This window comes from Clostridium sp. CM036 (assembly GCF_055081135.1).
Window position 1 is genome coordinate 712,100 of the sequence record NZ_CM143652.1, and the last position, 25,713, is coordinate 737,812.

General features: G+C 30.0%; 27 protein-coding genes. 18 read left to right on the top strand and 9 right to left on the bottom strand.

Annotated elements, in window-relative coordinates; genetic code table 11:
* The first annotated feature begins 15 nt into the window (after positions 1 to 15).
* Positions 16 to 1,587 carry an ATP-binding protein gene (locus ACWJKE_RS03360; protein WP_216302836.1) on the top strand — a complete coding sequence of 524 codons (1,572 nt, stop codon included), beginning with the start codon at positions 16 to 18 and terminating at the stop codon, positions 1,585 to 1,587.
* A gap of 5 nt (positions 1,588 to 1,592) precedes the next feature.
* Complete coding sequence (locus ACWJKE_RS03365; protein ID WP_165412788.1) at positions 1,593 to 2,288, top strand: response regulator; 696 nt, start codon at positions 1,593 to 1,595, stop codon at positions 2,286 to 2,288.
* A 49-nt stretch (positions 2,289 to 2,337) separates the two neighbouring features.
* Here ACWJKE_RS03365 and ACWJKE_RS03370 read toward each other — a convergent pair whose 3' ends face one another.
* A complete protein-coding gene (locus ACWJKE_RS03370) occupies positions 2,338 to 3,531 on the bottom strand; it encodes a DUF4317 family protein (RefSeq protein ID WP_462959152.1) in 1,194 nt (397 codons plus the stop codon).
* 559 nt (positions 3,532 to 4,090) lie between these two features.
* Complete coding sequence (nudC, locus tag ACWJKE_RS03375; RefSeq protein ID WP_165412789.1) at positions 4,091 to 4,918, bottom strand: NAD(+) diphosphatase; 828 nt, start codon at positions 4,916 to 4,918, stop codon at positions 4,091 to 4,093.
* A 407-nt stretch (positions 4,919 to 5,325) separates the two neighbouring features.
* On the opposite strand from nudC, the gene deoD reads away from it, so the two are divergent.
* Positions 5,326 to 6,039 (top strand): purine-nucleoside phosphorylase, encoded by a 714-nt coding sequence (gene deoD / locus ACWJKE_RS03380; RefSeq protein ID WP_165412790.1) that lies wholly within the window; start codon positions 5,326 to 5,328, stop codon positions 6,037 to 6,039.
* 91 nt (positions 6,040 to 6,130) lie between these two features.
* Here the strand turns inward: deoD and ACWJKE_RS03385 are convergent, their stop codons facing one another.
* Entirely contained in the window at positions 6,131 to 6,298 is a 168-nt protein-coding gene (locus ACWJKE_RS03385; RefSeq protein WP_224578941.1) for a hypothetical protein, read from the bottom strand.
* 197 nt (positions 6,299 to 6,495) lie between these two features.
* Here ACWJKE_RS03385 and ACWJKE_RS03390 point away from each other — a divergent pair, with 197 nt between their 5' ends.
* From ACWJKE_RS03390 to ACWJKE_RS03410, 5 genes are all read left to right on the top strand, one after another.
* Positions 6,496 to 6,732 (top strand): TIGR04540 family protein, encoded by a 237-nt coding sequence (locus tag ACWJKE_RS03390; protein WP_216303450.1) that lies wholly within the window; start codon positions 6,496 to 6,498, stop codon positions 6,730 to 6,732.
* A gap of 364 nt (positions 6,733 to 7,096) precedes the next feature.
* A complete protein-coding gene (gene pulA, locus ACWJKE_RS03395; RefSeq protein WP_216303451.1) occupies positions 7,097 to 9,844 on the top strand; it encodes a type I pullulanase in 2,748 nt (915 codons plus the stop codon).
* A 77-nt stretch (positions 9,845 to 9,921) separates the two neighbouring features.
* Positions 9,922 to 10,830 carry an alpha/beta hydrolase gene (locus ACWJKE_RS03400; protein ID WP_216303452.1) on the top strand — a complete coding sequence of 303 codons (909 nt, stop codon included), beginning with the start codon at positions 9,922 to 9,924 and terminating at the stop codon, positions 10,828 to 10,830.
* A gap of 14 nt (positions 10,831 to 10,844) precedes the next feature.
* Positions 10,845 to 11,789 (top strand): TRM11 family SAM-dependent methyltransferase, encoded by a 945-nt coding sequence (locus ACWJKE_RS03405; RefSeq protein ID WP_216303453.1) that lies wholly within the window; start codon positions 10,845 to 10,847, stop codon positions 11,787 to 11,789.
* Between the two features lie 116 nt (positions 11,790 to 11,905).
* Complete coding sequence (locus tag ACWJKE_RS03410; protein WP_165412794.1) at positions 11,906 to 12,211, top strand: hypothetical protein; 306 nt, start codon at positions 11,906 to 11,908, stop codon at positions 12,209 to 12,211.
* A 74-nt stretch (positions 12,212 to 12,285) separates the two neighbouring features.
* Here the strand turns inward: ACWJKE_RS03410 and ACWJKE_RS03415 are convergent, their stop codons facing one another.
* On the bottom strand, positions 12,286 to 12,438 hold the full coding sequence (locus tag ACWJKE_RS03415) for a lmo0937 family membrane protein (RefSeq protein WP_165412795.1): 153 nt from the start codon (positions 12,436 to 12,438) through the stop codon (positions 12,286 to 12,288).
* A 316-nt stretch (positions 12,439 to 12,754) separates the two neighbouring features.
* Between ACWJKE_RS03415 and ACWJKE_RS03420 the strand changes: the two genes are divergently transcribed.
* From ACWJKE_RS03420 to ACWJKE_RS03435, 4 genes are all read left to right on the top strand, one after another.
* Positions 12,755 to 12,895, top strand: a complete 141-nt coding sequence (locus ACWJKE_RS03420) for a hypothetical protein (RefSeq protein ID WP_165412796.1) — start codon at positions 12,755 to 12,757, stop codon at positions 12,893 to 12,895.
* A gap of 309 nt (positions 12,896 to 13,204) precedes the next feature.
* Complete coding sequence (locus ACWJKE_RS03425; RefSeq protein ID WP_216303454.1) at positions 13,205 to 14,161, top strand: ROK family protein; 957 nt, start codon at positions 13,205 to 13,207, stop codon at positions 14,159 to 14,161.
* A 28-nt stretch (positions 14,162 to 14,189) separates the two neighbouring features.
* On the top strand, positions 14,190 to 15,047 hold the full coding sequence (locus tag ACWJKE_RS03430) for a DegV family protein (protein WP_216303455.1): 858 nt from the start codon (positions 14,190 to 14,192) through the stop codon (positions 15,045 to 15,047).
* Positions 15,048 to 15,101: 54 nt separating this feature from the next.
* Entirely contained in the window at positions 15,102 to 15,416 is a 315-nt protein-coding gene (locus ACWJKE_RS03435; protein ID WP_216303456.1) for a hypothetical protein, read from the top strand.
* Between the two features lie 117 nt (positions 15,417 to 15,533).
* Here ACWJKE_RS03435 and ACWJKE_RS03440 read toward each other — a convergent pair whose 3' ends face one another.
* Positions 15,534 to 15,920 carry a hypothetical protein gene (locus ACWJKE_RS03440; RefSeq protein WP_216303457.1) on the bottom strand — a complete coding sequence of 129 codons (387 nt, stop codon included), beginning with the start codon at positions 15,918 to 15,920 and terminating at the stop codon, positions 15,534 to 15,536.
* A gap of 201 nt (positions 15,921 to 16,121) precedes the next feature.
* On the opposite strand from ACWJKE_RS03440, the gene ACWJKE_RS03445 reads away from it, so the two are divergent.
* Positions 16,122 to 18,131, top strand: a complete 2,010-nt coding sequence (locus tag ACWJKE_RS03445; RefSeq protein ID WP_220286560.1) for a YgiQ family radical SAM protein — start codon at positions 16,122 to 16,124, stop codon at positions 18,129 to 18,131.
* 47 nt (positions 18,132 to 18,178) lie between these two features.
* On the opposite strand, the gene ACWJKE_RS03450 is transcribed toward ACWJKE_RS03445, so the two are convergent.
* The gene (locus ACWJKE_RS03450) at positions 18,179 to 18,367 is read right to left on the bottom strand and encodes a hypothetical protein (RefSeq protein ID WP_165412840.1); all 189 of its coding nucleotides are present in this window, start codon (positions 18,365 to 18,367) and stop codon (positions 18,179 to 18,181) included.
* Between the two features lie 287 nt (positions 18,368 to 18,654).
* Between ACWJKE_RS03450 and ACWJKE_RS03455 the strand changes: the two genes are divergently transcribed.
* Complete coding sequence (locus ACWJKE_RS03455; RefSeq protein WP_216303459.1) at positions 18,655 to 19,134, top strand: PIN domain-containing protein; 480 nt, start codon at positions 18,655 to 18,657, stop codon at positions 19,132 to 19,134.
* A gap of 67 nt (positions 19,135 to 19,201) precedes the next feature.
* Here the strand turns inward: ACWJKE_RS03455 and ACWJKE_RS03460 are convergent, their stop codons facing one another.
* Positions 19,202 to 19,789: a protein kinase gene (locus ACWJKE_RS03460; RefSeq protein ID WP_220286559.1), complete on the bottom strand. Its 588-nt coding sequence runs from the start codon at positions 19,787 to 19,789 to the stop codon at positions 19,202 to 19,204.
* A 186-nt stretch (positions 19,790 to 19,975) separates the two neighbouring features.
* Here ACWJKE_RS03460 and ACWJKE_RS03465 point away from each other — a divergent pair, with 186 nt between their 5' ends.
* Together ACWJKE_RS03465 and pulA (ACWJKE_RS03470) are read left to right on the top strand one after the other, a co-directional pair.
* On the top strand, positions 19,976 to 20,974 hold the full coding sequence (locus ACWJKE_RS03465; protein WP_216303461.1) for a LacI family DNA-binding transcriptional regulator: 999 nt from the start codon (positions 19,976 to 19,978) through the stop codon (positions 20,972 to 20,974).
* Positions 20,975 to 21,252: 278 nt separating this feature from the next.
* Positions 21,253 to 23,145, top strand: a complete 1,893-nt coding sequence (gene pulA, locus ACWJKE_RS03470) for a type I pullulanase (RefSeq protein ID WP_462959153.1) — start codon at positions 21,253 to 21,255, stop codon at positions 23,143 to 23,145.
* A gap of 165 nt (positions 23,146 to 23,310) precedes the next feature.
* Here the strand turns inward: pulA (ACWJKE_RS03470) and ACWJKE_RS03475 are convergent, their stop codons facing one another.
* Together ACWJKE_RS03475 and ACWJKE_RS03480 are read right to left on the bottom strand one after the other, a co-directional pair.
* Positions 23,311 to 23,493, bottom strand: coding sequence for a hypothetical protein (locus ACWJKE_RS03475; protein ID WP_165412806.1), 183 nt, complete (start codon positions 23,491 to 23,493; stop codon positions 23,311 to 23,313).
* 681 nt (positions 23,494 to 24,174) lie between these two features.
* Positions 24,175 to 24,390, bottom strand: coding sequence for a YwbE family protein (locus ACWJKE_RS03480; protein ID WP_165412807.1), 216 nt, complete (start codon positions 24,388 to 24,390; stop codon positions 24,175 to 24,177).
* 245 nt (positions 24,391 to 24,635) lie between these two features.
* Here ACWJKE_RS03480 and ACWJKE_RS03485 point away from each other — a divergent pair, with 245 nt between their 5' ends.
* Both ACWJKE_RS03485 and ACWJKE_RS03490 read left to right on the top strand, forming a co-directional pair.
* The gene (locus ACWJKE_RS03485) at positions 24,636 to 25,265 is read left to right on the top strand and encodes a hypothetical protein (RefSeq protein ID WP_216303463.1); all 630 of its coding nucleotides are present in this window, start codon (positions 24,636 to 24,638) and stop codon (positions 25,263 to 25,265) included.
* Between the two features lie 238 nt (positions 25,266 to 25,503).
* The gene (locus ACWJKE_RS03490) at positions 25,504 to 25,662 is read left to right on the top strand and encodes a hypothetical protein (protein ID WP_165412809.1); all 159 of its coding nucleotides are present in this window, start codon (positions 25,504 to 25,506) and stop codon (positions 25,660 to 25,662) included.
* Positions 25,663 to 25,713 lie beyond the last annotated feature (51 nt).

Here is a 25,713-nt window from a genome sequence, read left to right on the forward strand (position 1 = left end):
TGAGGTGGAGTGTTATTGAAATTACAGTATAGATTAACAATATTTATGAGCATTATAATATTTATCGTGATCGGTAGTATAGGAGTTGTTACTTATTACCAAGCACGAAATTCTGTGGAAACTCAAATGGGAAATAATGCTATGGATTTAGCTGTAACTATTGCTTCTATTGATATAATTGAAGAAACTTTAGCAACCTCAAATGATTATGGAACTGTTCAAAAGACTATAGAAAGTTTCAGAGATAAAACTAGATTTAAATATATTATTGTTATGGATATGAAGGGAATAAAATATTCTTATCCCTTTGGAAATTCGCTAGGCAAAAAATATGCTGATGGTGGAGAAGAACGGGTAATTGCAAAGGGTGAGTCTTATGTATCTAAGGACAGGAATGTGCTGATTTCTGCAATAAGAGCCTTCGTACCCATATATTATAAAGGAGAACAAGTAGGAGCAGTTTTAGTGGGTCTATTAACCGATACCGTGTATGCTGAACTTAGCTTTCATTTATTTTGTTTAAAGATAGCTTTAGTAGGTGGACTTTTAATGGGTATAATTGCCGCAGCCATTTTATCAAATAGAATAAAAAAGAGCATATTTGGTCTAGAGCCAAAGGAAATTGCACTTCTATTAGGTCAGAGAGACTTAATTTTGCAGAATCTTAAAAATGGAATTCTAGCTATTGATAAAGATGGTAAAGTAATACTCTTTAATAAAATAGCTAAGGAAATATTACAACTAGAAGATGAGGATATAGGTAAAAAGATTGTTAATTTTAACTTTAATTATACAGATGAAATGATGGAAGTATTGAGGACTCATGAAGGGGTATATAATCAAGAAATTAAAATACGCCAGAATAGAACCCTTATGTGCAGTCATACCTTATTAAAAAATTATAGAGAAGAGATTATAGGTGTTGTATCCAGTTTTCAGGACTTAACAGAAGTTAAGAATATGGCAGAAGAATTAACGGGAATTAAAAAAATGACCTGTGCCTTAAGAGCACAAAATCACGAGTTTATGAACAAACTTCACACTATTTCAGGACTTATACAATTAGAAGAATATGATGAGGTAATTGAATATATTTGTCATATATCGAAGCTACGAGGCGAAGTTTCTGATATTCTCAATAAAAAAATTAAGAATGCGCACATAGCAGGGATCTTACTTGCTAAATATAGCAAGGCAACAGAAGCAAAGATTTCTTTAGAAATTGATTCAAATTCTTATATAGATAAAATTCCTGAAAACATAACAGTAGATGAAATTTGCTCTGTTATTGGAAACTTAATAGAAAATTCTATTGAAGAATTAGTGAAATTTGAAAATGGTAGGATATTTATAAGATTAAATTCTACTAATGAAGCACTTAGAATAAGGATTCAGGATAATGGGCCTGGAATTAGTGAAAATATAATGGATAGTGTTTTTGTTCGCGGATTTACAACTAAAGTTGGAAATAGAGGATTTGGGCTTAGTATTGTAAAGCAAATAATAGATTATGCTGGTGGAGATATAAATATTCTGCAAGAAAATGGAACCATATGGGATATTTTTATACCGATGAAAAGGGGGTAGATGATATGATTAAGGTTCTTATTGTTGAAGATGACCCAATGGTGGCAAAAATCAACGAAAAATTTTTAAAAAAGATAGAGGGATTTACACTATATGATAGCGTTAACTCGATTGAAAAAGCAAAAGAAGTTGTATTAAGAGGGAAACCTGAATTAATATTATTAGATGTTTTTTTTCCTCAAGGGAAGGGTATAGATTTATTAAAGTGGATACGACTCCAAAATTTTAAATGTGATGTTATATTAATCACAGCAGATAGGAACACAGAAACGGTTGAAGAAGCCTTTCGATATGGTGCAGTAGATTATTTAGTTAAACCCTTTATATTCAATAGATTTAAAGAAGCACTTCTTCAATTTAAAAGTAGAAAGAATAGTTTTAAAAACTTTGATAGTATGGAGCAAGGAGCTATTGATAAATATACCATAAAAGAGAATAGACATGTGATAGAATATGATGGGAATATTGGTGACATTAAGGGATTTAATCAATACACCTACGAAAAAGTTTTAGTGGGTATATCTAACATGAAAGATAATTCTTTTACATCAGAACAGATGGCAAAAAATATCGGAGTTTCTAGAATAACTGCTAGAAGATACTTAGATTATTTAGAGAAAGAACAAAAACTTGTAGTTGAAATGGAATACGGTAAAGTTGGTAGGCCTAAGAACAAATATAGAATAAAAGGAGAATATTAGTGCATCTTAGATGACACTAATATTCTCCTTTTATTATGAGGGTTAGAATTTAAAACTCTTCAGTTTCTAATTTAAAGCCTTCTATAACAATATCCTCATCAATTTCAATAAGTAGACATCTTCTACCGTCCTTATTTTTTACTTGTTTAATTGAATTTAGTTCCTTAGGTGTTAAAGTAATATTTGCAATTTCACTAGTAATTTTAATGGATTTTGCATTAAATTCAGGTACAATATTGTTTATCTTAAAATCATATTCGCTACCACAAGTTTCCTCAAAAGCAGTTTCTATATCGCATATAATCTCTGCACCAGAATTGTTAAGGATATTTTTAATATCTTTAGCGCAAAGAGTAGGAGTTTCACCTTCGTCAGCTTGCTCTGCAAATTCGTGGATGTTCGCATAAATATCTTGCATAAGTTCAAGTTTTATTTTATCTCCAATTATAGATTTTAATATATCACTAAAGCAATTTTTTTCATCTTCAGCAGTAAATTTAAAAGCACAGTTAAGAACATTTTCAATAAAGTCTGTGTTTAATTCCTTAGGTTTTGAGGCGTAATATAAAATTTTATTAATATCTGAATACCCATTAGTTAGGCTAGGAAACATAAAGCCTTCTAAGGGGGCATTAAGATTAATAACCGAATCTAGGGCTGAATTTGCTTTAAATTCCTTATCAGTGTAGTCGAATTTTAGGGTTCTCTTTGGAATATCTATTTTGTTTACACTTGCTAGGATAAAGTTAAAGGCTTGGACAGCATCATCGATACTTTCATTTGCATCCATATTTTTGTGGCTAGAGCCTAGCCAGTATTCAGCTTTAATGAAAGTAACCACCACATCAGTTTCATATTTATAGTTAGCCGCAATCTTTTCAATAAGCTTATTAATGTAGCTTTGAATTTCATTTTTATCACTTGATTTTAAAGCACCACCTAAAATTTCTTGAGTATTATTTTCTTCTTTTATATTTTGAACATTCAACTCGAAAATTTTAGTATCAATAGCACCGGTAAGAACTTTCTTAAAATTACCTAAGAACAACTCTTTTTTATCCATATCCATTCTATCAAAGTAATCAAATTCTGAATGAATAACTGGCTCATAATCAATTCGTACATTATCTTTTTTTAGATAAACACTATAAATCTCCTGGATTTTCATCATGCCACTATCTAATTTAAACCCTTTTCTTATGTTTGCCAACTCTTTTTTATTCATCATTAAACCTCTTTTCATTGTTATTTTATAAGCAATTCAAGAAAATATTCTCGAAATCAGTGACTTGTTATTTTCTTTCATATACATAAAATTATACCACAAAATTATGGATCTGAATTATAAAATTTCCTTTGTTGATTAATAATAACTATTGACAAATTATAATTATCATGTTATATTATAAATATAAGAAGCGCAACTTATCATATATTTAGTAAAATCTTTAAACAAACTTGATACCCCCAATAAAATATAATAGAGTGGGGAGAGGTCATAAAAAATATATAGAAACTATACGTAAACTAAGAATTCAAAGATGATTGCCATTGCAATCGGCTAGGAAGCCATTTTATAAATTACTTAGGAATACAAAAGTTAAGTTTAACCGTAATAAATTAAGTATTAAAATTGTAACACTATACTGATTTATTGATTAAAATTTAAAAAGAAAATATAGTTTAAGGAGAAAAAATATTGTTAAATATATTAAGAACAAATAGAAGTTAGAATCTAATTCGTTGTGAATTAAGGATTCTAACTTCTATTTGTTTGTGTATTAGTATATATATTCTCTGATTTAATTGTTTTCAGTAAACCAGTCAATCAATTTTTTAGCTATGCTTATACTATCAGGTGTTAAAGGTAGTTCAGTAGAACTATACCATTTAGCATGCCCAATTTCTTTTCCGTCTACTTGTATTTCTCCGCTTTCGTATTCGCAAGTAAATCCTATCATTAGAGAATTAGGAAAAGGCCAAGGTTGATTTCCAAAATATTTTATATTTTTTACAGTAATGCCTGTTTCTTCACAAACTTCGCGAACAACACACTCCTCAAAAGTCTCTCCAACCTCTACAAAACCAGAAACTACACTATATAAATCTTTAGGAAATTGATTATTATGAGCAAGAAGTAATTTCCCATCCTTTACAACAGCTACAATTATAGCTGGACAAATCCTAGGGTAATTTACAAGTCCACACTTGGAACATTTTTTAGATCTTTCTCCACCAACGCTCTGAGTTAATGTGCCACATCTGCCACAATATTTATGATCATTATTAAAGCTTACTATTTGTTTAGCTCTCCCAGCTATCCAAAACATTTCGTTAGGTAACTGGTGAGTTAAAGATTTAAGGTCGAGCAAACACATACTGTTTGGGATAATAGCATCTTTATTCATTTCTCCACAAAAGCAATTTTCACCATTTATGGAGCCAAGATATTGAATATTATTTAATTTTAAATCTACTAGATCTCTAATTGTAGGTATTGTTGTTTTATTAGCGTCAGATTTAACTAATAACTCATCCTTGTAAAATAAAAAATAAATATCATTATTTGTTTCAGGTAAAATTGAAGCTACTGAGGGTATAAAAGTTGATATAATTTTATCGTTATGCATTAGTATCATATCTCCAATCTATAATTTTAAATTGTCTAAACAATTAGAATTCATTTTAATTATCATACAATTATATCATACACGAATAATTATTAATATTATAAAAATTAATAAATAAAAAGAATTTGAGATATAACGAAAATAGGTTTACATAATTGTAATTATGTAAACCTACAAAAATGTAAACCTACATTAATAATTAATATTGTAAAAAAGCCGAAATAACAATCTATATATTAGATATGCTTGAGTTTGTAAATTAAATCAAAAATATTGTCAAATAAATAGCATATAGCATTTTTTTATACTTTTAATTTGGTATAATATGAATGTACCTTAATTGTTATTAGTAGGAATACAATTCACTATATTTCAAAAAATAAATATAAGTATAAGGAGGTTTCAATATGATACCAACAGCGCATATTGAAGTAAAAGAAGAAGGAATTATTGCAAAAACAGTCTTAATGCCGGGGGATCCATTACGGGCACAATTTATTGCAGAAACATTTTTACAAAATGTATCCAAATTTAATAACGTACGAAATATATTTGGATACACGGGTACATATAAAGGACGTAAAATTTCTGTAATGGCTAGTGGCATGGGTATGCCTAGTATTGGTATCTACTCATATGAATTATTTAATTTTTATGGTGTAGAAAATATTATACGAATTGGTTCATGTGGTGCTTACACTGCTGATTTAAACTTATATGATGTAGTACTTTGCACTGAGGCTTGGAGTGAATCCACTTATGCAAAAACTCAAAGTGGATATGAATCCGATACAATTGCTGCATCATCTGTTTTAAATAGTAAGTTAGAGAAAACGGCAGAGGATTTAGGCATAAAAATTCATAAAAATAGAGTTCACTCATCGGATGTATTTTATCGTGAAAATTTTGATGAGTATAAGGATATTTATGAAAAGTACGGTTGTACTTGCGTAGAAATGGAATCATTTGCTCTATTCCATAATGCAAATATATTGGGGAAGAAAGCATCTTGTTTATTAACAGTCTCTGATAATTTAGTAACTCATGAGGTGACTACGTCTCAAGAAAGACAAGAAGCCTTTACTAATATGATGAAAATAGCTTTAGAGATGGCTGAATAATAGTCAAGTAGTAAATCTAGTTCCATTCATGCTTAACTCTAAAAAACCCTCAATATAAAATTATTGAGGGTTTTTTAGAGTTAATTTATTATCATATCATTAACTCTAATTTTAGGATGCTATCTTTTAATGTGTATTCATAGGATTCGTTATCTTTCTTCATAGTAGCTGCTATGGAAATTAGATTTTCGTTATTTTGCATTGCTATGCTTTTAGCAATATAAAGTGAATTACCAGTTCCTGAAAAATAAAATATCATAAAATACCTCCAATTAGCAATTACATCATACTTGCCTAATATTAGTAAAATTTCTTTGGTTAAAATTGTAAACAATACATTTCCCAAGGTAATTATATAGAAAGTAGCTACAATTCCTTCAACATATCTTTAAATTTTAAAGATATTAGGCTATAATTAAGAAGATACACATTAAAATGAATAATAAGGAGTGCAGTATGAGAAAAGTTTATAAGGACCCAAAAGCATTAGCATCATGTTTGAAGGATTTAGTAGATCTTTATTTAGATGATATTATAGAATATGAAAAGCTAAAAGGAAAAATAATGGTACTAGTTAATGCAAACGAGAATAGAATTTATAAGGATGGTAATATATCTTTAAAAATATCTAATATAATAGGTAGTTCCAGAGTAGACATTATTAACAAGGTATTCTCAGAAAGCCAAGATTAATTATGTAGCTATAAGAAATGAAAGGATGTACCCTTAGATTTACATAAAATCATGTATATGATATATTTTTGTTTTAAGTAAGAGTCTTTTTATTTAGATGATGTTACAAATAAAACTAATGAAAACCGTACACGGGAGATAAAGTGTACGGTTTTTCACTTGTGGAATAGGATACATTCCCTTCCGCAGTCGTAAACCATCTCCTGCGGAGCTATTGTAGCTTCGCAGAAGATGATTTAAGAGATTAATAAATTACTTGTATATATCTTTCTAAAATTATATAATGGATTAAGGTTAAAAATGTTTATATAGTAAGTGATAGTACATAGATTAGATGACCATAATTTTTTTAGAGGAGAAATTTATGAACTTTGATATTCAGAGTAACAAGAGTAAGGCATTTAGCATTTTTCTTGCAGCTATTTTAGTTATAACAGAATTGTTTTTTCTGTTCCCAAGCATGGATACTTTTGCTAAAAGCGGTAATATGAAGATAATTGTTCATTATGCTAAAAATCCAAGCAGTGATTTAAAATGGAACATGTGGTTGTTGACTGATGATGAAGAGGGAAGTAAGTTCGATGTCGCTGGCAAGGATGCATTTGGTGAGATATGTGAAGTTAAATTCGATGATAAATTCGATGATAAAGTGGGGTTTATAGTACGCACAGACAAAGGGGAAAAGGACACTGATGAGAATAGATTTATTGAGAAATTCAATGATGGTGCTAGAGAAGTTTGGATTAATGGAGGCGACTCTAAAGTATACTATTCAGTAGCTGAAGCTAAAGTAGGTGCTCCCAAGGTGGTCGTACCTGCTGGAAATAATTTAGATAAGTCAGGTAAATTTATAGCTGCAAAATTAGATGACTTGAATAGCATAAGCATAGAAACAAGCTTAGCATTTAAATTTATCGCACAAAGTACTGAAGGCATTATAGTTAAGGCCGATGGTAAGTCTGTAAAAATAAAAGAAGTAACAAGTAATGAAGTAAAAGATGGTACTACAACAGTTGCGAAGATAGAGCTTAGTGAAAATGTTAAACTAAGTCAAAAACTTACGGTTTCTAAGGAAGGTTTTCCGGAAAAGGACGTAGTGATTGGGGATGTAATGGGAAGTGCTGGTTTTGAAAAAATGTTTTATTATGAAGGAAATGATTTAGGTAATACTTATTCTACCAATAAAACAAGCTTTAGAGTATGGGCACCAACTGCAACCGAGGTAAAGATTGTAACTTATAAAAAATGGGATGATAAAATTGGTAATGAATCTAGCATGAAAAAAAGCGTCAAAGGCACTTGGACCTTTGACTTAAATGGAGATCAAAAGGATATATTTTATACTTATAAGGTCAATATTGCAGGGGTTTGGAACGAGGCTGTAGATCCTTATGCTCGTTCTGTGTCTGTAAATGGAGATAAGGGCGCTGTAATTGACTTAAAGGAAACAACTCCTGAAAAATGGAAGCCAAGTGAAAAACCTAATTTCACAAATCTAAATGATGCAATTATATACGAACTACATGTTAGAGACTTTTCTATAGACCAAAATAGTGGTATGGAAAACAAAGGTAAATTTTTAGCGTTTACTGAAACAGGGACAAAGGGAACAGATGGTACCAAGACGGGTGTTGATTATATAAAAGACCTAGGGGTAACGCATGTGGAGTTTATGCCAATGTTTGATTATGCTAGTGTGGATGAGACTTCAAAAAAGCCACAATTTAACTGGGGTTACAATCCTAAAAATTATAATGCACCTGAAGGAAGTTATTCAACAGATCCATACAATCCTATCACTAGAGTTAAAGAATTGAAACAAGCAGTACAATCTCTTCATGATAACGGATTAAGGGTAACCATGGATGTAGTTTATAATCACATGTACAATAGCTATGATTCTAATTTCAATAAATTAGTACCAGGATATTATTATAGATACGATAAAGATGGTAGCAACACAGATGAAAGTGGGTATGGGAATACCCTTGCTTCAGAAAATGCAATGACAAGAAAGTTTATTGTAGATTCCGTAATGTATTGGGCAAAAGAATATAATATAGATGGATTTAAATTCGATAATATGGGGCTCATTGATATAAATACAATGAATGAAGTTAGAAAAAAATTAAATAATATAGATCCTTCCATTCTCATTATCGGAGAGAGCTCTAATATTGGGACTACTCTTTCAGAAGATAAAGCAGCAATACAGAAAAATGCGAGTAAAATGCCTGGAATATCACATTTCAATGATAAAATGAAAGATGGAATAAAAGGTAGCGTACTTGAATCAAAATCAAAGGGCTTTATTAACGGTAAAACTAATGCGGAGACAGACATTAAAAAAGGAATAGTCGGAGGTATAGATTACTCAAGTGGTATAAAAACTTGGGAAAAAGTTGACCCTGTACAATCTATTACTTATGCTGAATGTCATAATAATAATACATTATGGGATAAACTTATTTTAACAAACCCAAAAGATAATGATGAAGCAAGATTAAAAATGCACAAAATGGCAGAGGCTATAATTCTTACTTCCCAAGGTATTCCATTCTTTCAATCAGGACAGGAATTTTTGAGAACTAAAGGTGGCGATAACAACTCCTATAAGTCTCCTGATAGTGTAAATAAACTTGATTGGACTCGAAAATCAGAAAACATCAACACTGTTAATTATTTCAAAGGTTTAATAGAGTTAAGAAAAGCACATCCGGCCTTCAGAATGTCTTCAGCGGATATGATTAAGAAAAACTTGAATTTTTTAACAGTCCCTGAAAATGTGGTAGCATACGAAATGAACTACAGTGCAAATATGGATACTTGGGCGAATATTGTAGTAGCTTTTAATGCAAATAGAGAAGACACAACCATTAAATTATCTAAGATAGGCACGTGGAATATTGTAGTAGATGGAGAACAAGCAGGTGTTAAAACTATAAAGCAATTTAAAGGTGATTCATTAGTAGTCCCTGCTCTAAGCTCTACTGTAATTTATTTCGAATCAGAATATATTTTTATGACATTAACCTTTTGGATTTATGCTGTATTAATCTTAGCTGGGATTGCTTGCATGATATATGTTTTAAAGGTTAGAAAGAAATCTTAGTATTATAACTTATTGTGTATTTTGAAGGGCCCTTATTATAAAATACAAGGGTCTTTTTTTTAGAGGGGGGTATTGTCATGATAAATATAACATTTTTTATATTAATTTTAATTATTATTACTATTTTTATTATAGGGTGGCATTTTTCTAGTATAATTATATATCCTAGGGTTGCAAAATATAATTATACATACGATTATGAAGTAGAACAAGGTAAAATAGATATAGAAAAATTTAATAATTTGGAAAAACAAGAAGTATACCTAGATTCCCAATATGGTTATAAAATTCATGGTTTCTTCTTTCCAAATAACAATTCAAAAAAAGCTATAATATTGTGTCATGGAATAACTTCGAGTTTGTATGGCTCTGTTAAATATATGGATATGTTTTTAAAAAGAGGTTTTGCTATCTTTATTTATGATCATAGAAATCATGGTCTAAGTGGTGGTAAAAATACCTCATTTGGTTATTATGAAAAGTTTGATTTGAAAAAATGCACTGATTGGCTGTTTAATAAATTAGGAAATGATATCATCGTCGGATTGCATGGCGAGTCCATGGGTGCCGGCATAGTTCTTCAAAATATTGCAATAGATGATAGAATTAAGTTTTGTATAGATGACTGTGGATACTCTGATGCACAAGATTTATTTAAACACATATTAGAAAAATATTACGGTATAAAAAGATTTCCACTCATAAAATTATCAAGTAAAATCAGCAAAATTCGAGTTGGATGGGACTTCAAAGATGTATCACCTATAACTACTTTACCTAATGTGAAAATTCCGATATTGTTTATTCATGGTGAAAAAGATGACTATGTACCTACTTTTATGTGTAACCAAATGTACTCAGTAAAGAAGGGCTACAAAGATATATATATTGCTCCGGGTGCAGGGCATGCCGAGGCGTATTGGAAGAACAAAGATGAATACGAAAAAAAAGTTGATGGATTTTTAAAAGCTATCAATATAATTTAAAAGGATGTGCTTTAATGTTTCAGCTACCACAAAATGAAAAGAAGTATTTATACACAACTAATTATTCGAGTGATGAAGAAAGCCTATGCAAAATGGAAATAAAGTGCCTCTTTAATAAACCCCTTGATGAAAAGCACTTGTTTTCTGATATTTATGTGGATCCATCTAGAAGTCCTTTTATAAAAAAATGCATTTCTATAATGTATACCGGAGAAACAATGAAACAGGTCATTGATCAAATTGTTATGGACAAACTTACCGGCATAAATTATAAAGTTGCTTATATCAATGCTACTGATGAAAATATTGGTTTTCATGAGAGGCGTAGGATTGAATTCGAAATAGGCTTTAAAATACTCGGAGAAGCTGAAATGAAAAATCCCAGAATTATCTTTGGCATAACAAAAGTAGCTAACAACTGGATATTTGGTGAATGTGAGAGCAATGCTTCTGAATGGCTATTGCACAATAAAAAACCTTTTTCTTATTCAAATGCACTAAAGGTGAATGTATGTCGGGCCCTTGTTAATATAGCTGTAGCTAATAATCTAAATTGCAGCGTTGTAGATCCATGTTGTGGCATTGGGACGGTACTAATTGAAGCTATTTCAATGGATATTAATATTAAAGGTTATGAGATAAATCCATACATTGGTGAAAATGCAAAGGCAAACCTCCGGTATTTTGGATATGATGATGTAATAACTATTTGTGATATGAATGATATTGCGAATAAATTTAATGTGGCCATCGTTGATCTTCCTTATGGTATATTCACTCAAATTACGACCGAGGAACAGTTAGCCATTATGAGTAGTACTCGTAGAATAGCGGATAGAATGGTAATAATTACTTTTGATAATATGGAAGAGCAAATTACTTCCGTTGGCTTTCACATAGATGATCGGTGTACGGTGTCTAAAGGGACCTTTAAAAGACACATATTCATATGTAGTTAATATGGTGAATCATCTCCTGCGGAGCTCTGCAATATAGAACTGGGAGACTTTCCTTCTGAAATGTCTTTAAAAGTAATGTTAAATATAAAACTTCAAAAAATAAAGAGGTGTTAGATATGACAAAAAAAAGCAGTAAAAATAATGATCTTTTATATAATTATAAGGGGACGGCTTCTCCCCAAATATATTCTATATTAATTAATTTGATAAATGAGGATAAGGAAGACTTAGCAAAAGTAGTTATAAAAATTGATTATTTACTAGAATATGCAAGTTCTTGCATAAAGCAACTGGACTTTGATGAAGCAAAGGAAGTTCTAGATAAGGCTAAAAGTAGAATAGATATATTAAAAATGGGAGACGTTAATACGAATCACCTAGAATATTTATATGCTGGAATAGCAAAAAAGGCGAAAAAATAATGTTACACAGGATATTTAACAATAGATATCCTGTGTAGCATTATTTTTTCTCATGAATCCAATAGGATATGTCCCTAGGTTCTTCTTTTTCCTGAAAGCATATCCACGATGAATACAATTGCAGCTATTAGAAGTAATATATGGATCATACTGCCACCAACTCTAAATATAAGCCCTAATGCCCAAAAGAATACTACTATTCCGCCTATCCAACGTAAAACTCCCATATAAAACACCACCTTTCACATTTATATTTATTTTTTTAATTTATTTTAATATTATAATTACCTAAATTCAGATGAAATATGCGAAGTGATTTTAACGACATTTCAAAAAGATAGTCTCCCACTTCTACAATAGGGAGTTATATGCCCTAACAAATAGAAAACTTCAGTGAGAGTATAAATCTCCTTCTGAAGCGTCAATGCATCTTCTGCGAAGATGTTGCAGCTTCGCAGGAGATGATTTAACTCCAGTTCTTGTATAAAAATAACGCATAAATATTTTTTTTATGGCAACCATATTATAGAAAGAGGTGGATACATGGCTAATAAACTTAAAACTACTAATAAACAAATGGCATCTTTAGGAATCAGGAAAAATGAAGTAGGTGATTATGAATATATAAATCCGGATGAAAAAAATAATTCAAAATATAAATCTGTTAAAAAAGAGCCCAAGTAATTTAAAATTACTTGGGTTCTTTTTTTAATTTACAAAGTAAAAATACGTATATATGGTATAATTTATTCATATACAAAACCAAACCAATTTTAAAAATATTCACTACTAATCTGTCTGAAACTGTTTAAATTGATATCTTTCTAATCCTTTATGAATATAATGTCAAAGCATATTGGAATAAAAACGATGAAAATTTAATTATTTTTTAGTTTGATGGCGAATACCTTTAAATGAAATTTATGGTTTTAAATTGAATATATATTTATTAAATAAAAGAACTGTAGCAGAGGCTATGAAAGGAAGAAGTATATGTATATAGGTATTGATTTAGGAGGCACTAATATTGCAGTTGGCATCGTTGATGATCAAGGAAACATAAAGTATGAAAAATCATGTGCTACAAGAGTGGGGAGGGACCCCAATGAGATAATAGAGGATATGGTAGTTCTAGTTTTAAACACTTTAGAGGATTTCAATATGCCACTAAAAAGAATAAAGGCGATAGGTATCGGTATTCCGGGCTTAGCTGATAAAAATGGGAATGTAATATTTTGTGTGAATCTTGGATGGAAGAATGTACATTTAAGAGAGATGTTGGGAAATGCACTTAATAAACCAATTTATATAGATAATGATGCTACGGTGGCCGCACTTGCGGAATATGAGAATGGCTCAATGAAGAATTGTAAAAGTAGCTTGATGCTTACATTAGGAACAGGTATTGGTGGGGGAATTATTTTAAATGGTGAAGTATATAGTGGATTTAATGGTATAGGCTCGGAAATTGGACATATGGTTGTTGGTGAAAATTTTTACAATTGCAATTGTGGAAGAAATGGTTGCTTAGAAACCTTCGCTTCATCTACTGCTATAATAAAACATACAATAAAACTAATTGAGGAAATGAATGAAAGCACTATAATAATAGAAAGGGCAGGAGGGAATGTTAACAATATAGATGCAAAAATAATATTTGATTGTGCTAGAGAAGGAGATATAATAGCAAATTTAGCAGTGAATCGCTTAGTGAAATATCTAAGCATAGGAATACTTAATATAGTCAATTTCATTGATCCAGAAATAATAGCATTAGGTGGCGGTGTTGCAGGGGCAGGCCAATATCTTTTGGATAAGGTTATAAATGAAGTTGCAGCGAACAAGTCTTATTCTGAATTACCTATTGCTAAAATTGTTTTAGCAGAACTAGGTAATAAAGCAGGTATAATTGGTGCAGCGATGATTGCAAAACATGGAACTATTGAATAAACAATAAAATAAGAAAGGTGAAATTAAAATGAGTAAGATTGCACTTATTACGGATAGTACTTCTGATGTTGATAAAGAAATGATTGAAAAATACGATCTATTTGTACTTCCTCTAAGAATAATATATAAGGATAGAGAGTACATTGACAGGGTAACTATTACCCCAAAAGAAGTTTATGATAATTTCTTATATGAGATCCCCTCAACTTCATTACCTTCAATGAATGATATGGAAGACTTGTATTTAAAGCTTGAAGCGAAAGGATATACACATGCCATTGCAGTAGTAATATCTGAAGCGTTATCAGGCACATATAATACATTGAGATTGGTAAGTGAAAATCATCCATCTATAGAAACCTGCGTTTTTGATTCTAAATCATTAACTATTGGCGAGGCGGCAATTGTTGAAGAATGTGGTGAAATGATCAGCTGTGGAAAAGGCTTTGAGGAAATTGTAAAAGATCTGCCTGAAATAAGAAATAGAATCACTGTTTACTATGCGGTGGATACACTAAAATATCTAACTAAAGGCGGTAGAATTGGAAAAGTTTCCGGTACCATAGGGGAAATTTTAAACATAAAACCAATAATATCAATTAATAAAGAGGGCGCATATTATACTTATGCAAAGGCAAAAGGAAAAAAGAAAGCTACAAGTAAACTTGTAGATATTGCAAGAGAAGCTCTTGCAATATCTCCTTGTAAAGTTTGGATTATGCACGGTGGCGCTTATGAAGAAGCAAAGATCTTTTCTGACACAATTGCTGGTCTTCAAAATATTACAAGATTATCCTTTGGAGAAATTAGTCCAGTGGCTGGAGTTCATACAGGGCCTGGATTACTTGGACTTGTGATAGTAAAAGAACCCCTCACTAAAAACTAAATAAATATATATAATAAAAATACATTTTAAAACAGAAATTACTAAGGAGTGGTTATGTTGGAAATTCAAGATATAATTTCAGGAGATTTTTCTGCATATCCTGAAGAAACACAAACTTTTATGAAAAAATATACTGAAAAGCTACGAGAAAATATAAAAGAAGAATTAATAAAGGATATATCATATAAGATGCTTAAGGATATAGATAAAAGTAAAGATTATTTCATAAGTGTTTTAACTGATATATTGGACAATGGATATAAGGGCTTTAGTAAATTGTCTACTCAGTCACTTATAGACACATATTTAGAACGTAAAAATGAAGAAGACTTTTTTATTTTGTTAGAAAAAGTTAATGAACAAGTCTAATATTATAATCACTTTTTAAATTTTCTATAAAACAAAAAGTCCATTAAAATCTTAAGGTTTTAATGGATTTTATGGTTTAATATGAAAAGGTTTTTATTTTCAAACAATAACAGCGCTTTAGTACTTAATTGATAATTCTCCACTTAAAATTGTGTCTTTAACTTGGTTCCAAGTAGCCTCAATTAAAAGATTTACTTTTAAGCTTGTTTTATAATTAAATGAAATCTCTTTATCATGTACCACATGATAATTTTCATAAACCACTAAATTTTTTCTAGCTTTATCTTTAATTTTAATTGTCCATTCTCCCGTTTCAGGCTGAAAAATTTTTGCTGTAATCATTAAAGTTGACCAAAACGCGGTGCTTACCCCAGTTTCGTAAAAGCCTTTTCCATCATGAATACTTATTTCAAAAGCTTGTTGAATATTGTCACTGCTACTTGTTGCTGCTTCTTCTGTTAATTCAATATTTTCATTTTTTATATTATTAATTAACTTTTTCATATATTTTCTCCTTTTTATTATTCTCATCGAATGTTAATTTTCTAAGATAAATTCATTATATTTTATTATACGTAAGTATATAAGAAATGTTATTATTAATGTTATTTATTATTTTCAAAGAATTAAATAGTAAAGAATGATATAATTATATTTTAAATTATATATTGAGATTCACGATTAAAGCAAAAGAAGGTGGAAGTAATGAGTGATAATAAATATTTACCTATTAGTAAGAAAGATATTATAGATAGAGGTTGGACTGAATTAGATTTTATTATAGTTACTGGTGATGCTTATGTAGATCATCATAGTTTTGGAACTGCAATCATTTCAAGAGTTCTTGAAAGTGAAGGTTATAAAGTAGGAATAATAGCTCAACCTGATTGGAAAGATATAGAGGATTTTAAAAAATTAGGCAAACCAAGGCTTGGATTCCTAGTTAACTCTGGGAATATGGATTCTATGGTTAATCATTATACAGTAAGTAAAAAAATAAGAGAAAAAGATATGTATTCCCCTGGTGCAAAGATGGGCCTAAGGCCTGACAGAGCAACAATAGTTTATTGTAATAGAATAAGGGAAGCATATAAAAATGTTCCTGTTGTTATTGGAGGAATAGAAGCAAGTTTAAGGCGCTTCGCACATTATGATTATTGGAGTGACAAAGTAAGGAAATCTATGCTAATTGATAGTGGAGCTGACCTGTTAATATATGGTATGGGAGAAAAACAAGTCGTTAAAATTGCAAAAGAATTAAATGAAGGTGTAGATATAAAATTCATTACTCAGGTACCTGGAACATGTTATGTGGTAGATAATATTGAAAATATATGTGACTACATTGAAATAGAATCATATAAAGAGGTCTGCAGAGATAAAAAGAAATATGCACAAGCCTTTAAAATACAATATGATCAGCAAGACCCTATTAGGGGAAATGGTATAATTCAAAAACATTCTAATAAGTATCTTGTGCAAAACAAACCAGAAATGCCCCTTACTAGAGAAGAATTAGATACTGTTTATGGCCTGCCATATGAAAGAAATTATCATCCTATTTATGAAAAGCTCGGTGGAATACCTGCTATAGAGGAAGTTAAATTCAGCTTAGTTAGTTCAAGAGGATGTTTTGGTAGCTGTGCTTTCTGTGCCATAACCTTTCATCAAGGCCGAATTGTGCAAAGTAGAAGTCAAAATTCAATAATAGAAGAAGCAATTCAAATTACAAAACTCAAGGATTTTAAAGGGTATATTCATGATGTAGGAGGGCCTACCGCTAATTTTAGGCGACCTGCATGTGATAAACAATTAAAAGTAGGGGCTTGCATAGATAAGCAGTGTTTGCATCCAAGCCCTTGCAAGAATTTAAATGTTGATCATATGGAGTATTTAAATTTACTACGATCGCTTCGAGAATTGCCGGATATTAAAAAAGTTTTTGTGCGTTCAGGGCTGCGTTATGATTATATTATGGCAGATAAAAATGACACCTTTTTTAATGAACTAATTAAGCATCATGTCAGCGGCCAACTAAAAGTTGCACCAGAGCATGTTTCTCATAAAGTTTTAAAATTCATGGGGAAACCAGCAGGTAAAACTTATGATAAATTCAGGGAAAAATTTTATAAGGCTACTGAAAAAATTGAAAAAAAACAATATCTTATTCCTTATTTAATGTCTAGCCACCCAGGATGTACAATAAGTTCAGCAGTAGAACTAGCAGAATACCTTAGGGATACTAATTACCAACCTGAACAAGTTCAAGATTTCTATCCAACTCCAGGAACACCATCAACAACCATGTTTTATACGGGACTTGATCCAAATACCCTTGAAGAAGTTCATATACCTAAAACTAAAAATGAAAAAGCTATGCAAAGGGCATTGCTTCAATATAAAGATCCTATGAAATATGATTTAGTATTATCAGCTTTAACAGAGGCTAATAGAGAAGATCTCATTGGTTATGAACCTAAGTGTTTAATAAAACCAAGAAGCAAAAAAAATAAGGAACATTTAAATAACACAAATATAAACCCAAAACAACAAAATGGCAAAGATAAAGGGAAAAATATAAAAAGTAAGAGCAAAGATACTCCGATAGATAAAAACTTTAAAAAGAAAAGTAAGCCCCTAAGCACCCAAGACAGAGCAAATTATGGAAGCAGACAAGATAATAAAAATAAGGCAAAGAACAAAAAAAGAAAATAGAACGTTATAATAAATACCTACATCCACGCCGTGGATGTAGGTATTTATTACAATTCTGTTTTAACTATTTTGCTTATACTTTCTTCTTCAACCAGTTCACTTTTACTGAAACCCTTTTTAAAATATCTGATTTGCTTATATTTAATTCCATTCATTTCAAAATCTAAAACATCAATTCTGTCGCCTTTGTAAATAACAGCCTTTTTATTACCTTTTAAAAATATGTGTACTTCCATAGTTTTATTTATTAGCTGCAAAGCAGCTACTCCTTCCTATTTATTTTTGATTTATTAAGGCTTTTGTTTAAGCATTTTCAAAATTATATATTACTATTTAAATTATAATGCCATTATTTATATTTATCAAGGTTAAGAAGCAACAATTTAATAGAAGCTAGGACCTTCCTTCTGAAATGTCGTTAACCATTTAATTATTAATGAATATAATATAAATAAAACTAATGATTCAGATATCTTTTTATTAAAAATTCAATATAGACTTACTTAGAAAAGGAGATAGTACAATGATTTGTAAAGAGTATTTGTTGGATACCAATATAATTATAAAAATGTGGAATAAATATCCTACCTTGCTTGATACTATTGAAAATATGAAATGTATTAATTTTAAAATATCTGAAGATATAGCTGGAGAATTATCAGTGAAAGAGTATGTAAAATTCAATGAAGACTTTATACTCTCTAATAAATTTTTAAAATTATTAGGACATATTATTACTAATAATGGTCATACTTTTATTGAAGAGTGTGTAGGTCGTGATTTTATTAAATATGAGCAGAATAAAAATATATATTTAGTTAATGGAGATAAAATTTCTATAAATGACTATAGTTTAATTGATATTTGCAAGCAGAATGAAGACTACATCCTTGTGACGGATGATAAAAAACTAATTCGAAGCGCAAAAATTATATTAGATTCTTCAAGGGCAATAAACTTTCAAGAATTTCTAGATGAGTTAAGAGAATTAAATGTATTATAATAATACACTAATATAAGAGGCTGCTCCTTTAGTGGATTACAGCCTCTTATACTATTTTGATGTTCACTTATTTAATGGTTTCTTCTAAATACTGTTTGAATTTAAGATTCCACAACTTATAGATTTCAGGATTTTCATCACTAACTGTTGATAAAAATTCATCAACTACACCTAAGTTGTTTAGGCCTTTCATTAGATGTCTGGGGTAAATTACATTTTTAGAATAATTGTTTTTAGGATCGATTACATTAATCGAAAAATCATCCGTTAAGTATAAATCTTTACACCTAATATCTAGTCTTTTAAATTTAAGCTTCTTAAATTCTGCAATAAGTTTGATTATGTTGAGTGATATTTTTTTGTTTATACCATGCTTCTTGATATACTTATCTAACCGCTCTCCGCATGCATAATCTCGTACAATGTAGTAGGCACCATGTTCATAAACTCTAGGGAAGTATTTACTTCTTCTAGTTTTTATGAGAATATTATATTCACCCTCACAAACTTTCTTATCTTTAAAAATTTTAATTACTTTTTTGCCTGGAAGTAAATAAACTATTCCATTATGACCCGAACCTAAAAATTCTGATTTTCTAATCATTTTTTCAACCCTACTATTTAATTGAATATAATAATTTTTGTCCTCATTCATATTAGCATCTTCTTTATAAGAGATATTACTATATTATATGATTAAGTCCTGTAAATATTTCCTGAATAAAGATGAATAATATAGGTATTTCATTAATAAAAATAAACTAAGCTAGCCTTGATTAATATTATGTTTAATAATATAATGAGCATAGAATATTTTTAGAAATTAGGAAGTGAAGTTTTAATGTCTGTAACTATAAAAGAAGTGGCTAAGCTAGCCAATGTATCGCCATCCACAGTTTCAAGAGTAATTGCGGATAATCCGAAAATTAGTGACGCCACAAAAGATAGGGTTTATAAAGCAATGAAGGAAATAAATTATCATCCTAATGCGATAGCTAGAAGTCTGGTCAGCCAAACAACAAAGACTATAGGACTTATTTTACCTAATACTGATGAAGATTTATTTGTTAATCCTTTTTTCATTCAAGTTATGAGAGGCATAAGTCACTATGCTCAAAAAAAAGGATATTATATCATGTATGCTTATAGCAGCAATGAAGATCAAGAGGTTGAATACATATCAAGTTTAATGAATAGTAGAAGGGTTGATGGGATTATTTTACCAACAGTAAGGAAGGATGACAAATGTGTTGCTTATTTAAAAGAAGCAGATTATCCTTTCGTAGTAATAGGTAAACCCGAAAGTACCGAAGGGGTTTTATGGGTTGATAATGATAACATTAACGCCATGTACAATGTTGTTAATACGCTTATACAAAAGGGTGAGAGAAAAATTGCATTTATAGGAGGTTCTCCTATGCTTAATGTAACTATAAATAGATTAGAAGGTTACAAGATGGCTCTTAAAAATATCGGAGTGGAAATAGACGAAAATATGGTACAATTAGGAGAGTTTACAGAAATTAGTGGTTATAATGCTATGAAAAAAATTTTAAATACTTCTACCCCTACAGCTGTTGTCACTACTGATGATTTAATTGCCTTTGGTGCATCCAAAGCTATAAGTGAAATGTCAGAGCGTCATATTTCGATTGTTGGATTTAACAACACGCCACTCGCAGCTTATAGAAAGCCCTCGCTATCTTCAGTGGATATTAATTCTGAAGAATTAGGCTATTTTGCAGTTAAGCTGTTAATAAACAAATTAGAAAACGAAAAAGGGTCAATATACAATTATATTATTGAGACAAAATTAGTTGAAAGGGAATCAACTAAATAACTATAACTTTTTAGGATTATTTTTCATGCGTACTACATATTATGAATAAAGAATCACTTACTCTGTTTTATACCTATGCAAACGCATGTCCTATTTCATAAAATGTCTAACAGCATTTTACAATAAAGTCCGTCATTTTTATATGTGGGTGTTTATTGCCCTAGAAAAAAAGAACTTCAGTTGGAGTATAAATATCCTCCTGACGCCGTTAGTACATTTTAAAAAAGATGTACTGCTCTGCAGGTGATGATTTAATGGATTTTTAAGGAGAGAGATTGATGATGATAAAAATATTAGAAAACCCAGAATTCACATACTATGGGAATGATTTAGGCGCAGTTTATACTATTGAATACACCACATTTAAGGTTTGGGCACCTACTGCTCAGAAACTTGTAGTAATAGTGTATGAAACTCCCGATGATGACTTAGGACAAAAATATGAAATGAACAAGGAAGAAAAAGGAGTTTGGGAATTTAAACTTAAGGGTGATTTTAAAAATAAATACTATAATTATTTAGTATCAGATGGTTCCGAGGAAAAGGAAACACCAGATATATATACTAAAGGATCAAGTGCTAATGGTGAAAAGGGTATGATTATTGATTTTACTTCTTTAAATCCCCCTAATTGGGATAATCATAAAAAACCTTTACCAATTAATAGAACCGAGGCAGTAATATACGAAATTCATGTTAGAGATTTTTCAGTATCACAAGATTCCGGAATGGAAAACAAAGGGAAATACTTAGCGTTTTGTGAAAAAAACACCAAAACTTCAAAGGGTGTTGTTACAGGACTAGACCACCTTAAAGATTTAGGAATAACTCATGTTCATTTGATGCCTGTTTTTGATTTCAAAAGTGTGGATGAAACTAAGGGTGGATATAATTGGGGATATGACCCTTATTTATATAATGTTCCAGAGGGTTCTTATGCTACGAATCCCTATGATGGTACTGTGCGAATTCGCGAGTTTAAGATCATGGTTCAAACTTTGCATGAAAATGGCATCAGCGTAATTATGGATGTTGTATATAACCACACTTTTACAACCGGTAACTCACCAATGGATATCTTGGTGCCTGGCTATTATTATAGAACAGATGGCGAAGGCAACTATACTAATGGTTCAGGCTGTGGAAATGAAACAGCGTCAGAGAAACCAATGATGAGAAAATTTATAGTTGATAGTGTTAAATTCTGGGCACGAGAATACAAGATAGATGGTTTTAGATTTGATTTAATGGCGCTTCATGACATTGATACAATGAAAGAAGTAACGCTACAAGCAAAAATTATTAATCCGAATATTATTATTTATGGTGAACCATGGACAGGGGGAACATCATCATTACCATCTTCTATGCAGCTTAGAAAAGGTAGCCAAAAGGGTATGCAAGTGTCTGTATATAATGATGCTCTAAGAAATGCAATTAAGGGAGATAATGATGGTATCCAATCAGGGTTTGTAAGTGGTAGGGTAGGCCTTGAGGTAGAAATTAAAAAGGGGATTGTTGGTGGCATTCAATATAACAATGAAATATATGATTTCTCGCAAGATCCTGGAGAAACAATAAACTATGTAAGTGCTCACGATAATTTATGCTTATATGATAAATTTGAAAAAAGCAATTCTAATAATACTCCTTTGGAAAGAGAAAAAATGAATAGATTGGCTTTATCTATAGTCCTTACATCTCAAGGAGTGCCTTTTATTCAAGGTGGAACAGAAATACTAAGGACCAAACAAGGAAATCATAATAGCTATAACTCTAGTGACGCTGTGAACGAAATACTATGGAGTAGAAAAGCTGAGTTCCCAGAAACCTATGAATATATTAAAGGGCTAATCTCTTTAAGAAAAAGCCAAAAAGTTATGACCTTAGACAATGCTTGTGAAGTAAGAGAATCCTTGATATTCCTTGATTCGCCTCGCAACTGTGTAGCTTATGAATTAACTTCCCCATTCAAAGATGGTTATAGTAAATTAATTATAATTCATAATGCTAACAAAGAAGAAATAAAAATAATTTTACCAGATACTAAAGAATGGTCTATTATAGCAAACGAATATGAAGTTGATAAAACAGGGGTAAGTAGAGGCATTAAAACTTGTATTAATGAGGTAAGTGTACCTTCTCTTTCTACCTATATATTATGTAAATAATCATTAAAAATAAAACCTAAAGGTTGTCTTGTTGGATAACCTGAAAATACGTAAGTTTATAATTAATATATACAAAAAACCTGCATCCTTATAGAAATGCAGGTCTTTGTATTTTATTCCAATTCATATGAAGAATTATTCATTACTTTGATATATCACCAAAACCTAAGGCTCTATCTCAATATAAGCTATTGCTTTCTTATTAAACAAATATTTTTTACCCATAGAATTAACTTCATGAGGCCTGGAGTTTTCAAAATTATAAAACCAACTTTTAAACAGATCACATTCAGATTGTTTTAAATCAAATAGTTCCGTATCACCGCTAATAAAAGAAATCGTTAACATTATAAACACTCCTTTTTAATTACATTCTCTCTACTAACACATATTCTCTACTTAAAAGAAATTTCCTCTATTTATAGCATTATTTATTTTAAAATATTCATTAGAGATTAAGAACTTGGTAATACTCCATAATATAACTTTAAAGTAAAAACTTATAAATTGTATTTTAATAAAAAAAGAAACCTACACTAGAACGTCAATAGTGACAGATTTGCTTTTTTGTTGTTAGTCTAAACATTCTAAACATTCATTAATTACATCTTCTGTAATTTCAACTAGTTCGTCTTTTCTCATATAAACACCTCCTTGCTATTCTATGAGAGCACATGAAACAAATATTAATTGCTTTGCTTCCTTAGAGTGATTTGAAATACCGCTAAAACAAATTAGGATATGTTATAAGCGTTATCAGTACGTTATTCAATATAATTTTAATAAGGGATTCATTAAGAAATTTCAGAGTGAAAAGGGTAAGAATTTAAGAATTGGAATTTTAAAATTCAGGTCTTCTCTTTTGCTAAGTGTTTTAATGATCCGACTTTGCATGTATTTGCAGATATTCTATTTTTACTAGGTAACTTTATTATTATATATCATTTCGGTTAGAAATGCAAGGGTATGATCTATAATAAAAGTTAAAAGTCAATTTACAATAGTAAATTGACTTCAAACTATTAGTTTTTATTTTGATATAATGGCTTGGACTCTTCCTACCTGGCCATCTTCTAGCATAACTTTTATACCTCTTGGGTGTACTGCAGAGTTGGTTAACAACCTTTTTACTACACCTCTGGTTAGTTTAGTTGTTCTTTGGTCTTTTTTTAATACAACGTCTACTGTAATACCTATTGGTATATTATTTCTTATTTGTCCTCTGTTATCACTTTGTGTATTCATGAGTTTGTAGTCTCCTTCATTAAAATTACTTTAAAGTATATTTTTAATCTAGTAAAAATCGTATTTTTGTAAGCTTTACATACAAATAATACCCTAATTACCTCTTACTTGTCAAAATATATTTCAACCTGTTAATTCTTCAATGATTAGAATATAAACTAAAAGTATAGAAAGGTAGACGAATAAATTTAATTTGTAAGGAAACTATATTGTAGAAAATACTTTTTTAAAAAGGAGAAATAGGAATGCTAAAATCGTTACTATTCATACCTGCTAATCTTATAAATCCAATTATATCCTCTGTCTCCATTATAATTGGCGCTATTTTAGGCGGTGTTTTTAGTTGGTTCATAAATAAAAATTCTACTAATATTGCAATTGAGAGGGAAAGCAAAATTGAAAAAGCAAATAGAGAGCATCAGAAGCAAAGTAAATCTTTAAGGCTCAGTGAATATGCTGCTATTATTCAATTAGATATATGTACCACTTTATTTCAAAGTTTAAGAATGTTGAAAGAAATTGATGATAAGAATAAAATTAGTATTTATCCTATACCTATGAACTTTAAATATGCTGAAGCTATTGTAGCTTTAGATAAAATTTTCAGTTTAAAAGAAATGAGCTATATTTATCAATTATATGGAATTATAGAAAAATTGAATAATGATATAAAAGGGTATCATTGTGATGAAATACATTATACATTAATAAAAGGAGATTTTGAGACGTTTATTAAAAAGATTTACGGAAACAATTTCTCAAAAGCATTAGCCTTTGATATCGATAAAGCAACCTATGAAAATTTGTATGATAATGAAATTATAAAACCAGGATATAAAAATGTACTTATTAAGTTAAACAGAATTACTTATTAATTGCTATGTATATGAAAATCTAAAAATATTTTACAGACTAAATGGCATTTTAATAAAAAAGTATTGTTATCTTTCAATATTATATTGAATTTTTACAAGAATTGAGATAAACTGATTAGTAGGGAAAACAACAAGTTGAGTTTGAGTGTAGAAAATAAAAATGTAGAGATTATGAATTGAAACATAAATTCTATAGGATCTAACATTCTTTGATTTGATGCCAAAGGAGGAAAAATTTATGTCAAGTAATAATATTGAAATGATGAAAAAACTTATCGAGGAAAAGAAAAAGAAAAGTTCTGAGCAAAGTGGTCTTTCAAGAGCTGATAAAGTAATCGGAAAATCAAAAAAAGCAGCAAGGAGCACTAAAAAAACTGGTGGTTTATTTGATAAATAGGATTATATTATTAATGGGACCTTGTTTCGATAATATATTTATACGATAATA